The organism is Bacteroidales bacterium (genome assembly GCA_023228145.1).
GTDB lineage: Bacteria > Bacteroidota > Bacteroidia > Bacteroidales > CAIWKO01 > CAIWKO01.
This window is the reverse complement of record JALOBU010000009.1, coordinates 66,396-78,645: the sequence shown is the minus strand read 5'-3', so window position 1 is coordinate 78,645 and position 12,250 is coordinate 66,396. Positions and strand designations below refer to the sequence as shown.

At 39.6% G+C, this 12,250-nt stretch carries 11 protein-coding genes; 6 read left to right on the top strand and 5 right to left on the bottom strand.

Translation table 11 applies throughout. The features are described from left to right. Positions 1–17 precede the first annotated feature (17 nt). Positions 18–1,922: an ABC-F family ATP-binding cassette domain-containing protein gene (locus tag M0R16_06315; GenBank protein ID MCK9612499.1), complete on the top strand. Its 1,905-nt coding sequence runs from the start codon at positions 18–20 to the stop codon at positions 1,920–1,922. Positions 1,923–1,951: 29 nt separating this feature from the next. Here M0R16_06315 and M0R16_06310 read toward each other — a convergent pair whose 3' ends face one another. After that, a complete protein-coding gene (locus tag M0R16_06310; protein ID MCK9612498.1) occupies positions 1,952–2,803 on the bottom strand; it encodes a zinc metallopeptidase in 852 nt (283 codons plus the stop codon). A 787-nt stretch (positions 2,804–3,590) separates the two neighbouring features. On the opposite strand from M0R16_06310, the gene M0R16_06305 reads away from it, so the two are divergent. From M0R16_06305 to M0R16_06285, 5 genes are all read left to right on the top strand, one after another. Then, positions 3,591–5,384 (top strand): NAD(P)H-dependent oxidoreductase subunit E, encoded by a 1,794-nt coding sequence (locus M0R16_06305; GenBank protein MCK9612497.1) that lies wholly within the window; start codon positions 3,591–3,593, stop codon positions 5,382–5,384. A 39-nt stretch (positions 5,385–5,423) separates the two neighbouring features. Continuing rightward, entirely contained in the window at positions 5,424–6,128 is a 705-nt protein-coding gene (locus M0R16_06300) for a 2Fe-2S iron-sulfur cluster-binding protein (GenBank protein MCK9612496.1), read from the top strand. A 17-nt stretch (positions 6,129–6,145) separates the two neighbouring features. Further along, positions 6,146–6,694: a hypothetical protein gene (locus tag M0R16_06295; GenBank protein ID MCK9612495.1), complete on the top strand. Its 549-nt coding sequence runs from the start codon at positions 6,146–6,148 to the stop codon at positions 6,692–6,694. A 17-nt stretch (positions 6,695–6,711) separates the two neighbouring features. Continuing rightward, positions 6,712–8,163: a Ni/Fe hydrogenase subunit alpha gene (locus tag M0R16_06290; protein ID MCK9612494.1), complete on the top strand. Its 1,452-nt coding sequence runs from the start codon at positions 6,712–6,714 to the stop codon at positions 8,161–8,163. Between the two features lie 62 nt (positions 8,164–8,225). Then, positions 8,226–8,678 (top strand): hydrogenase maturation protease, encoded by a 453-nt coding sequence (locus M0R16_06285; protein ID MCK9612493.1) that lies wholly within the window; start codon positions 8,226–8,228, stop codon positions 8,676–8,678. Between the two features lie 28 nt (positions 8,679–8,706). Here M0R16_06285 and M0R16_06280 read toward each other — a convergent pair whose 3' ends face one another. From M0R16_06280 to nikR, 4 genes are read right to left on the bottom strand one after another with little or no spacing between them, the layout of a single operon-like run. Then, entirely contained in the window at positions 8,707–9,420 is a 714-nt protein-coding gene (locus M0R16_06280; protein MCK9612492.1) for a sulfite exporter TauE/SafE family protein, read from the bottom strand. Then, positions 9,410–10,813: an FmdE family protein gene (locus M0R16_06275; GenBank protein MCK9612491.1), complete on the bottom strand. Its 1,404-nt coding sequence runs from the start codon at positions 10,811–10,813 to the stop codon at positions 9,410–9,412. Before M0R16_06275 ends, M0R16_06280 begins: the two co-directional genes overlap by 11 nt. A gap of 49 nt (positions 10,814–10,862) precedes the next feature. Then, positions 10,863–11,732 (bottom strand): hypothetical protein, encoded by an 870-nt coding sequence (locus tag M0R16_06270; GenBank protein MCK9612490.1) that lies wholly within the window; start codon positions 11,730–11,732, stop codon positions 10,863–10,865. Between the two features lie 53 nt (positions 11,733–11,785). Beyond that, positions 11,786–12,187 carry a nickel-responsive transcriptional regulator NikR gene (gene nikR, locus M0R16_06265; protein MCK9612489.1) on the bottom strand — a complete coding sequence of 134 codons (402 nt, stop codon included), beginning with the start codon at positions 12,185–12,187 and terminating at the stop codon, positions 11,786–11,788. Positions 12,188–12,250: the final 63 nt, after the last annotated feature.

Genomic DNA, 12,250 nt, shown 5'->3' with positions numbered 1-12,250 from the left:
CACCTTATTTTGTCTGTATGAACTACCTCAGCGTCGAAACCCTGACCAAAACTTACGGAGAAAAAATCCTTTTTAAGGACATTTCTTTTGGTGTCGACAAAGGCCAGAAAGTAGCGCTGATAGCCCGCAACGGTACCGGAAAAACTACCTTGCTGAATATCCTGGCGGGCAAAGAAATACCGGAGGATGGAAAGGTGATCGTTCGCAATGATATAAGGATCACCTATTTAGAACAAAACCCGGACCTCGATCCGAACCTCTCCGTGATCAATTCACTGCTTAATTCCGACAATGAATTTATTCAGGCGATCAAAAACTATGAAAGCATTCTGGAAGAGATAAACATTCATAACAAGAGCAACTCAAAAGATTTAGAATTACTGACCAAACAGCTTGAGCAGACCATACAAAAAATGGATGGGCTGAGTGCCTGGGATTTTGAGACCAGGATCAACGAGGTGCTTTCGCGTTTAAAAATCTCCAATATAAAACAAAATGTCGGCGAATTATCGGGCGGGCAACGCAAAAGGCTTGCCTTGGCCAAAGCGCTTATTGAAGATACCGACCTGATGATACTCGATGAGCCCACCAACCACCTTGACATTGAAATGATAGAATGGCTGGAGGAATACCTGTCGAAACAAAACCTCAGCATTATTCTGGTTACCCACGATCGTTATTTTCTGGATAATATCTGTGATGAGATAATTGAACTGGACTCTACAAACCTTTTTCGGTATAAGGGAAAATATTCATATTACCTCGAGAAAAAGGCTGAGCGGATGGAGATCGAAAAAACCGAACTGGAACGTGCCCGGAATCTTTACCGCAAGGAGCTGGAATGGATGAGGCGGATGCCACAGGCGAGGACCACCAAATCTAAAGCCCGTATTGAAGCTTTTTCAGGCTTGCAGCAAAAAGCCTCAAAACGAATAGAAACAGAAAATCTGGACCTTCGCATAACGGAAACCAGGATAGGTGGCAAAATTCTTGAAATGCATAATGTTACCAAATCCTTCGGAGATTTTTTGGCTGTCGATGATTTTACCTATACCTTTAAAAAAGGAGAACACATAGGTGTTTGCGGAAAGAACGGCGTTGGTAAAACTACGTTAATCAATATGATCACCGGAAATCTCAGGCAGGATAAAGGTAAAATATCTATAGGCCAGACGGTGGTTTTCGGTTATTTTTCACAGGAGCCCATACAACTGAAAGAAGACAGAAGGGTGCTCGATGCCGTGAAAGATGTTGCGGAATATGTTAAAATGGGCAAAAACGAAATGTCGGCCTCTCAGTTTCTAAATTATTTTGGCTTTACGCACAGTGTTCAGTATGGTTATGTTTCCACCCTGAGCGGCGGAGAACGGAGAAGGTTGCAACTGCTTATGGTTCTTATCAAAAACCCCAATTTTCTCATCCTTGACGAACCGACTAACGACCTGGACATTCAGACATTAAATGCGCTTGAGGATTTTCTTATTGATTTTAAAGGATGCCTTATTATAATTTCGCACGACCGCTATTTTCTTGATAATCTTACCGATCATCTGTTTGTTTTTGAAGGCGGTGGCAGGATAAAAGATTTTCCCGGAAATTATACCGAATACGCGTTACTGAAAAAGAAGGCAGCGGAGAAAAAAAAGAGGATAGATAAGCCTAAATTGAATCGGGTAAAACCCGTAATTGTCGAAAAGACAGTTAGGAAGCTTTCATATAAAGAATCCCGGGAATTTGAAAATCTTGAAAAAGAGATCAGTTTGCTGGAATCTGAAAAATACACTTTGCTTGAGAAGTTGAACGGGGGAGAAGGAAGTCCTGAAGAATTTGCCCAATATGGTAAACGCTATAATGAGATCGAAAAACTTATAGAAGAGAAAACAGACCGGTGGCTCAATCTGTCTGAACTTTCGGAAATATGATCCCTAAGGTTGGTTTGAAATGAAGATACTTATAAAGTTCTTGCGTTGAAAGTGTCGCCTTTGCTGATATCGCCCGTTTTAAAACCTAATAAAAACCATCGGGTGCGTTGTTCGGAAGTACCGTGCGTAAAGGAGTCAGGAACAACATAACCCTGGTTTTGCATCTGTATCCTGTCATCTCCCACGGCGCCGGCAGCATTCACGGCTTCGTCAATGTCGCCGCTTTCAAGTATCGATTTCATTTTTTGTGCATGATGGGCCCACACCCCGGCAAGAAAATCGGCCTGAAGTTCTAACCTTACAGTCATAGCATTATATTCTTCTTCGCTGAGTGTGTTGCTCTGTGAATGCACTTTATCGAGAGTTCCCAGAAGGTTCTGGACATGGTGTCCTACTTCATGTGCAATGATGTAAGCCTGGGCGAAATCACCCTGTGCACCAAGTTGTTCCTGTAGTTCCTCAAGAAATCCCAAATCAATATATACTTTGGCATCTCCCGAGCAATAAAAGGGGCCTGTGGCCGATTGGGCATATCCGCAAGCCGATTGTACGGCATTGGTGAAAAGAACAAGTTTGGGTTCCTCATAGGTTTTTCCCATTGAAGAAAAAAGTGTGTTCCAGACATCCTCTGTGTCAGCCAAAACAACACCAATAAATTGAGCCAATTGATCCTGTTTGGCTTTTGTTTCCGGGTCGAGCTGTTCCTGCTGGGTTGTAGTTTGTTGTAAAGTGTTGATAAGCTGCGAAGGGTCTTTGGTGATAAAAAATGCTATAACTGCAATAATGATAGCACCTATACCGCCAATACCGGCTAAGCCTTTGCCGCTGATTCCCCTGCGGTCTTCGACATTATCACTTTGTCTTCTGCCTGACCATTTCATAATGAAATTTTTTAGTTATAAATAATGATGTAACCCCAAATTTACAAATATTTTTAATAAAAAAAGGAGATACTTAAAAAGCATCTCCTTTAAGAACGAATATAAATATATTAGAAATTTTACTGTACTGCAAAAAGAATTCTCAGGTTGCCGATATCGTTAGCATTTCTTCCGATAACACCTTTCTTATTGGGCAATGCATTAAGTGCTTTGGTGGAATAGTAAGCGCTTGTCCATTCGAGTTCTGTCATGAACTGGAATTTTCCGGAAATAAATATTACCCTCGAAGCAACGCGAAAAATACATTTTATATTGGAACCACGTGTTTTGTCGGTAAGGTTTTCCTTTGATAAGTCAATGGTATCATTGAAAGAAAGTTGAAATTAAGTTTTATATTGATGTCATCACATTTGGCATCAAGACTGATAGCATTTGTGAACAACAGAAAATGCCCTTCACAGGTAGACGTGTTTTGTCTTGAATCTCAGAAAAAATCACTTTTTTCAAATTCCGAAAAAGAGATGTCGAATTGTGGTTTTTCTTTATTGGTTTGTGATTTTATAAAAACGGTACAAAAAGCTGTACTAGGAATGTTTTTTTCATAATCATTGTTTTTTTGCAACAATTTAACATAAAAAACACAACATGTAAATCAACAAGATATTATAGTACGTCAATAAGTAAGATACTTAATAAATTTTTTTGATAATGTTTAATAATTACAAAAAAGTATATAAATTTGTCAACCTGTTTATAAAATGTAAATACAACTAATTTAAAACAAGATATGAAAGAAAAAATTATTAGTATTATTGAAGCTTATGGTAAGGATGCAACCCGGCTGATGGATATTTTAGCAGGTGTCCAGTCGGAATTTGGTTGTGTTTCAGACGATGCAGTGGCGGTGATTGCGGAAAAACTTCATATTTCTGAAGTTGACGTAATACAGACGCGCTCATTTTACCATTTCTTTACCTGCAAACCTGTAGGTAAATATGCTGTGTATCTTAACAATAGCGTGGTTTCCTGCATGAAGGGCATGACGGATGTTGCCGATGAATTTGAAAAACAACTCGGTATTAAGTTTGGCGAATTAACACCCGACAATCTTGCCAGTTTGCACTATACAGCTTGTATAGGCATGAGCGATCAGGAACCGGCAGCCATTATTAATGACGTGGTTTTTACCTCCCTCACCCGTGAAAAAGTGAAAAAAATCATTACGGGTATGCGTGCCGGAAAGGCTGTTGCCGAAATGGTTACTGAGTACGGTGATGGCAACAATTCCCACCCATTGATAAAATCAATGGTAAAAAATAATATTAAAAAAACTGGTCCTGTTATTTTTGATGCATATCAAACCGGAGCGGGGCTTAACAAAGCCCTTGAACTGGAGCCCAAATCAGTGATAGAGGAGATTAAAAAATCCAATCTTCGCGGAAGAGGCGGTGCCGGATTTCCAACAGGATTAAAATGGGATTTCTGTTCACGCGAATCCGGGGATAAATATGTGTTATGTAATGCTGATGAAGGCGAGCCGGGTACTTTCAAAGATCGTGTGCTGATGACCGAACGCTCTGAAATGTTGTTTGAAGGTATGGCCATTGGCGGTTATGCCATTGGAGCTAAAGAAGGTATTTTGTATGTCAGAAAAGAATATAAGTACCTGAAAGCATTTCTGGAAAATACACTCAAGGAAATGTATTCTAAAAACCTTCTTGGAAAAAATATTATGGGCAAAGGTGTTGACTTTGATATAAGGATACAATTTGGCGCCGGCGCTTATGTTTGCGGAGAAGAATCAGGATTGATAGAATCGGCTGAGGGCAAACGCGGTGAACCACGCAACCGTCCGCCATTTCCTGCCCAGAAAGGTTACAAAAACAAACCATCTATTGTAAATAACGTGGAAACTTTCTGCTCTGTTGCACGGATTTTGGATAAGGGAGGAGAATGGCTCAATGCGTTGGGAACAAAAGAATCGTCAGGAACAAAAGTTATCAGTGTTTCCGGCGACTGCAAAAACCCCGGTGTTTATGAAATAGAATGGGGCATGAGCATTAAAGACATGCTGGCAATGGTGGGAGCAGAAGATATTCAAGCCGTTCAGGTGGCTGGGCCATCAGGAATCTGTATTCCTCCCAGCCAATTCGACAGAAAGATAGCTCTGGAAGACCTTCCGACGGGAGGCTCTATGATTGTAATAGGTAAAAAACGCGACCTGTTAAAAGATGTCGTGTTGAATTTTATGGAATTCTTTGCTGATGAATCATGCGGCTCATGTGTTACCTGCCGGTCTTTTAACATGATACTGAAGAAAGCCATCGAAAAAGTGGTCGAGGGGCATGCGATTAAAAAAGATATTGAAGATATGCTTGCCTGGAGCGAAATTCTGCGCAAAACTACACGTTGCGGACTTGGGCAGACATCTTCAAATCCGATAGCAACTACTATAAGAAATTTCAGAGAATTGTACGATGCAAGAGTACATGATATAGATTACCACAGTGAATTCGATATGCACAAAGCAGTGCTCGAGTCCTGTGAAGTGGTTGGTCGCGAACCCAAAGTTCATGAATAATTAAAATAAGATATTAACAATTATAAAGAAAAATAAATTATGAGTGAAACTGTAAAATTCACAATCGACGGCAAGCAATGTCAGGGCGTCAAAGGTCAGTGTATCGTTGATGCGGCTACTGATAACGGCGTTTATATACCGGTGCTTTGCCACATGAGAGATGTTGTCCCTGCAGGGTCATGCAGAATCTGCACAGTAAATGCCAACGGCCGTAAAATGGCTGCTTGCACAACACCTATTGAAGAAGGCATGGCTGTAGAAAGTAATACTCCCGAACTGACGGATATCCGTAAAGCCATCGTAGAAATGCTTTTTGTGGAAGGCAATCATTTTTGCCCCGCCTGTGAAAAAAGCGGAAACTGCGACCTTCAGGGATTAGGTTATAAATATCAGATGATGGTTCCACGGTTCCCTTATGCTTTCGAACGCAGGAACATTGATGCCACAGCTCCCAAGATCTTCCTCGAACGCAACCGTTGCATATTCTGCAAACGTTGTATCCGTATGATAAAAGACAGTGAAGGAAGAAGCATCTTTGCATTCAAAGGCAGAGGTAAAACACTTGAGATCAATATGGATAAAAAACTTGCTGCAACCATGTCCGACGAATTAGCACAGAAAGCTATGGATATCTGTCCGGTTGGCTGCATACTGAAAAAAGAAATCGGTTTTGCAACGCCAATTGGAAAACGCAAGTATGATAAAGAAGTTATAGGATCAGAAATAGAAAATTCACATCAATAAACCAGGAGGACAGAAAAATGAGTAAACCAATTGTTGCAACTACATCACTGGCCGGTTGTTTTGGCTGCCATATGTCATTACTTGATATTGATGACCGTATTTTAAAACTGATCGAACTTGTCGAATTCAACAAATCCCCCATTGATGATATAAAGACTTTTACCAAAGAATGCGATATCGGAATCATAGAGGGTGGTTGCTGTAACAGCGAAAATGTTCACGTATTGAAAGAATTCCGCAAGCATTGTAAAATTCTTATCTCACTAGGCGAATGTGCCATTATGGGCGGCCTGCCTGCCATGCGCAACGGAATCTGTGTGAAGGAATGCCTTGATGAAGCATATCTGGGAGGGCCAACAGTAGGCCTGAACAAAGAAAAGATCATGCCTAACGACGAAGAACTTCCGATGATACTCGATAAAGTGTACCCATGCCACGAAATCGTAAAGATCGATTATTATCTGCCTGGTTGTGCCCCAAGAGCCGACCTGATCTGGGCTGCTGTTGTAGCGCTGGTTACCGGTGATACACTGAACATACCTTATGAATTAGTAAAATTTGATTAATCTAAAAGAATATTATAATGGCACAAAAAGTAACTATAGAACCTGTAACCAGAGTTGAAGGCCACGGCAAAGTGACTATTCACCTCGATGACAATATGAATGTGGCTCAAACCCGCCTTCATATTGTTGAATTCCGCGGATTTGAACGTTTTGTGCAGGGCCGTCCTTACTGGGAAGCACCTGTTTTAGTACAACGTTTATGCGGTATCTGTCCTGTTAGCCACCATCTGGCTGCAGCAAAAGCTCTTGACGTAATTGTTGGCGCCGGAACCGGCCACGGCCTTACTCCGACAGGCGAAAAAATGAGAAGGTTGATGCACTACGGACAGATTTTCCAGTCACATGCACTTCATTTCTTCCATCTTGCTTCTCCCGATTTTTTATTAGGCTATGATGCCGATCCGGCCATCCGCAACGTTATCGGTGTGGCTATCAACTTCCCGGAATTAGCTGTTCAGGGTGTTATGATGCGTAAATTCGGCCAGGAAATCATTGAACATACAGCCGGTAAAAAAGTTCATGGTACCGGAGCAATCCCTGGTGGCATCAACAAAAACCTCAGTATCGAAGAACGCGACCTGTTTCTGAAAGGCGCTGATCCATTGAACATTGACAAAATGATTGAATGGGCAAATTCTGCAGTACAGTTTTTCAAAGGTTATTACATGAAAAACCGCGAATTTGTTGATAATTTTGCTTATTTCCCTTCAAACCACCTGAGCCTTGTCAGAAAAGACGGCGCTTTGGATCTGTATCACGGCGTTTTGAGAGCTGTTGATGCCGACGGAAAGAAGATCTTGAACGACGTTGATTATCAGGATTATTACAACTACATCGAAGAAGAAGTTCGCTCATGGAGTTATATGAAATTCCCGTACCTGAAACATCTTGGAAAAGAAAAAGGCTGGTATCGCGTAGGCCCGCTGGCACGTCTGAATACCTGCGACTTTATTCCTACACCAATGGCGCAGAAGGAATTTGAAATTTATAAAGCTCATACCAACGGCAAACCTAACAATTATTGCCTGCATACCCATTGGGCCCGCCTGATCGAATTACTGCATGCCGGAGAAATGATAAAAGAACTGTTGAATGATCCAGACCTGCAGAAAAACGACCTCGTTGTAAAAGGTACCAAGCAAAAAGAAGGCGTTGGATTAATTGAAGCTCCGCGCGGAACGTTATTCCATCATTACAGAATCAATGACGATGATCAGATCGTGATGGCAAACCTCATAGTTTCTACTACCAACAATAATGAGCCGATGAACCAGTCGGTAAATGTTGTTGCTAAAAAAATGATGAACGGACAAGCCACCATCACGGAACCTATGAAAAATGCTGTGGAAATTGCCATCAGGGCTTATGACCCATGCCTGAGCTGTGCAACACACGCATTAGGTAAAATGCCGCTCGATATCAAAATGTACGATTCGAAAGGCAATGAAGTTGATCATTATAGATCATAATTTTAAATTTTATTTTGAAAAAAGTCCGCCAGCTTTGACGGGCTTTTTTTAATTTTAAACCTATGAAAAAAACTCTTATTTACGGATACGGCAACGCCGGCAGGCAGGACGACGGCCTGGGCGAGCGCTTCATTAATTTGATGGATGAATGGATCGCCTCAGAAAATATACAAAACCTGTTTACGGATTGCAATTACCAGTTAAACATTGAGGATTCGGCAACAATTGCAGAATATGATACCGTTATTTTTGTTGATGCATCCGTAGCCGACATCGAAGATTACAAACTTGAAAAGGTGGAACCGAATGACGCCACGATTGAGTTTACCATGCACGCAGTATCTGTATCCTACGTGCTTGATTTATGCAAAAAAATCTACAACAAGCAGCCCGAAACCTTTGTGTTGCATATCAAAGCTTATGAGTTTGAATTCATCGAAGAACTGACGCCGCAGGCAGAGAAGAATCTTTATGCTGCTTTTGAGTTTTTGAAGCAGTATATCAGTAAAATGTAATTTTCTGCAAAAGCAGAGTATTTGTATTTTATAACCCCATAAATTCAATACCTATACCGCAAATAAGTATGGTAAATCCTGCGATGGCATGCATATAGCGCTCGAGAAACCTCATGGGTAGCAATTTCAAACCAAACAAGGGAAGTAGTACCATCGTTAACATTGTTAGGATGGTAACTGCACTGAAGACCGAGGCCACCAGCACTGTCCCGCCAGTGCTTTGTTCCGCTGCAGGATACATTAATAATGGTATCAGAGGTTCACATGGACCAAAAACAAAGATGGTGATCAATATCCATGGTGTAAGGTTCATCTTTTTTTCTTCCGGGTGTTTATGAGCATGGGCCTCAATATGGCTATGGTCGTGACGGTGAATGCTACCATCATCATGAACGTGAATATGACGGTGACCTTTGTTTTTAATGCCTTTCCAGAGTCCCCAGATGAAATATACAAGACCGAAAAGAATAAATAGCCATGCTGCTAAACTGCCCCGGTAACCTTCAAAAATTTCGATCTTCGCTACGGCCAGCCCGAATGCAATTCCTATGACTCCAATCAGTATAGAACTTCCAACATGGCCCAGCCCGCATAAAATCGTAATCCAGATGGTTTTGGGATACGACCATTTTCCGGCTTTGGCCATGACGATAAAAGGTAGGTAATGATCAGGACCTGCCAGAGTGTGCAAAAAGCCGAGAGTGGCTGCTGTTGCACATAGTGCAATAATTTCAGTGTTCATGATTTTGAATAATTTTAATATCGAAAATATCATTTCTGTCGAATTCAAACCAGTATATTATTGCAAGGTGTCTTATCTGAAGCCAGTATTCATCTGTGAACAACCCATTTTTTGCAATAATGGTTTTAAAGTTATTCTGAATTTGCCCGGCAATTTCTTTTTTTAAAGAAATCGTAATCCCGGTATTTTCATGGTAGAATTCTGCCATTACATTTTTTGTTTCCGTTTTTTTTATAGTTATCAATCCATGGCCAAGTGTTGCACCGGTACTTACTTGAATGCCATCGTTCATACAACTTATCGGTGGGGTATTACCGGCATATGATACCACTTCAAGTTCGTCAATATCGCAATGAAAATATTCGAGTGCCCTGATTCCCATTTTTACGCCAATAATTGCATATACACCCAAATGACCATGAAGTTCGTTTGCCAGCACACCGGCACGAAATTCACGTTCTCCGTATTTTTTTAAAATAGAATCAGAAAACAAGCTGAAATCTTGGGCAAATAGCCCGGAAGCTACTGGAAATGTTTTAAAAACAATATTTTGATCTGGTTCAGGATTAAGCAGTTTTTTTATACAAGCCCCTAATTTTTGTTCTTTAATATCAGGTAAAAGCTGTACTTCAATAATTAATGGTGAAGATTTTTTCTCGGAAAAAAGCTCAGGAAAAATAAAGTAAAGGGGTAAAAGTTCATCCCAGAGCTTAAAATGGCCGCTTTTGATCACAGACAAAACTTCTGGTGATGATAATGCGTTAAAAACATTTGTAGCAATAGGGTTGTCCGTCTGGTTATATAAATTCAAGAAAAATTCATTAAAGATGATTGGCGAACCCTCATTATTTTGAACGGCTATAAGGGGGACGCCATGCAGGGTCATGTTTTTTGCCGCTGCCGTGTCACTTTCATAATTAAAGCCATTTGACAATAAAGGCGAACTGTTATACCAGATGATTTTTGAGATTTTTGATTTATTCTCAGGTGCCTGAATTAGCGCGTCATTAATACTTGTCAACGAACTCATTGCGAAAAAAATAATGGTTTCGCGGCTATCGGTTAATAATTGCGTTATCAGACTAGAAGAAGAAACAAAATTTGAATTATTCAAATAACAGGAATCGCCCCAAACAATTTTTTCGTTAATTTTTCTGCAAAAACAAGGGCTTGAAATTATTTTTCGCCCGCAAGCCGTTGGAATACCCTGGCAATTTAATGAACAGAGTAAATTCCTAACTTTATATAAAGCCATCTCTGGTGATAATACGCCATCTGATGTAGTAATTGCCTCAATTTCAAATTCACGGCTTGATAAAATCAGGCTTATTGCTCTGAGATCATCAGCGCCACCGTCGGTATCTATTATAATTTTCGGTTTATCATCTGCCATGCATTGATAGCAGATGCAAAGCATAATGAATAAAACGAATGCAGGTTTATTATTCATAAGTATATTCAAGCACTTCATCAATATTTTCATCTTTGTCTTTTGAAATTATTTTTTTCAACGTACCATTATCGTTATAGAAATATTCGTCACTGCTTAGCCTTTCGCCGGTTTGAGAGATTTTAGTAATAACACTGAAATCTTTTGTATCCGTGTATGTATATAAAAACTTATAATTAAGTTCATTCTGATCATTGTAAATGGCTTTTTCTGATCTCATTCCGTTTTTATCAAATTTATTGATCACTTTCATGATAAGTTTTCCGGCGCTATCATTTTTCTCTATTTCAATACAGTTACCGTTTCCGATATTGCTATCATATAAATACCTTAAGGTATATTCCACATTGTTTAACGATTTATATTTTGTATAAATAATATGCTTGGCCTTTTTATCATAAGTGTATTCTGCCATCGAACTAATGTGATTTTCTTTGTCAAAATCAAATATCTTTTCTATTAAACCTTCACTATTATATTGGAATATGGTTTTTTCTCCTTTGTTTGTGTTACCTTCAATATCATAATCCAATATCAATTTATTTTCAAAATCATAAGCCATTATTGTTTTTTCCGATAAACTGTCTTTATCAATGAATACGTTTATCTGCTCGGTACAACCATTTTTATTATAAAATACTTCTGCGTATTTTTTTCTGTTATCTGAATCCGTGTTTTTTTTGGTTTCAATTCTCCAAATGGTTACAAGAGCGATTTTATTTATTATAATTTTTTGCCTTTTGGCTTCTTTTGCTTCTTTTTCTTTTTTAGTTTTGGCTGGATCCTCGTGCGCAGTCATTTGAAATGGGGTCCCGAGTATCAATACCAAGAGAAAGGAGAAGCCTTTTTTTATTAGTTTCATATGTTTTTGTGTTATCTTTTTATAATATAGTGTTACCGATGAAATAAAAAAAATTAGCTGGTGGTGGTAATTACCAGTTTCCCGTGTTTCACACCTTTTATAGCTATCAGCTTGTCGGCCAGTTCTTTTAATTTGCTGGCTTTGCCCATCACTGCAATAGTCTCGAGGCAATTATGGTGGTCGATGTGCACGTGCATCACCGAAAGGATGGTTTCATGATAATCATGTTGAATAGCGGTGGACTTACTTTGCAGTTCCCGTTTGTGATGATCGTAAACCAAAACTATACTCCCTGCCACAATTTTATTTTCATCAACTTTTTCTTCAACAAGGTAATTGGAAATCAGATAACGTATGGCTTGCGAACGGTTCGGGAACTTCCGCATGTTGACAAAATGATCCAGTTCAGCCAGGATACTTTCATCAAGCGATACTCCAAAACGTTTTACTTTCATGTGTTACTTATTTTGAAAAAGTTGACACAAAAATAAATAAAAAACTGAATACAAAAGAAAAAT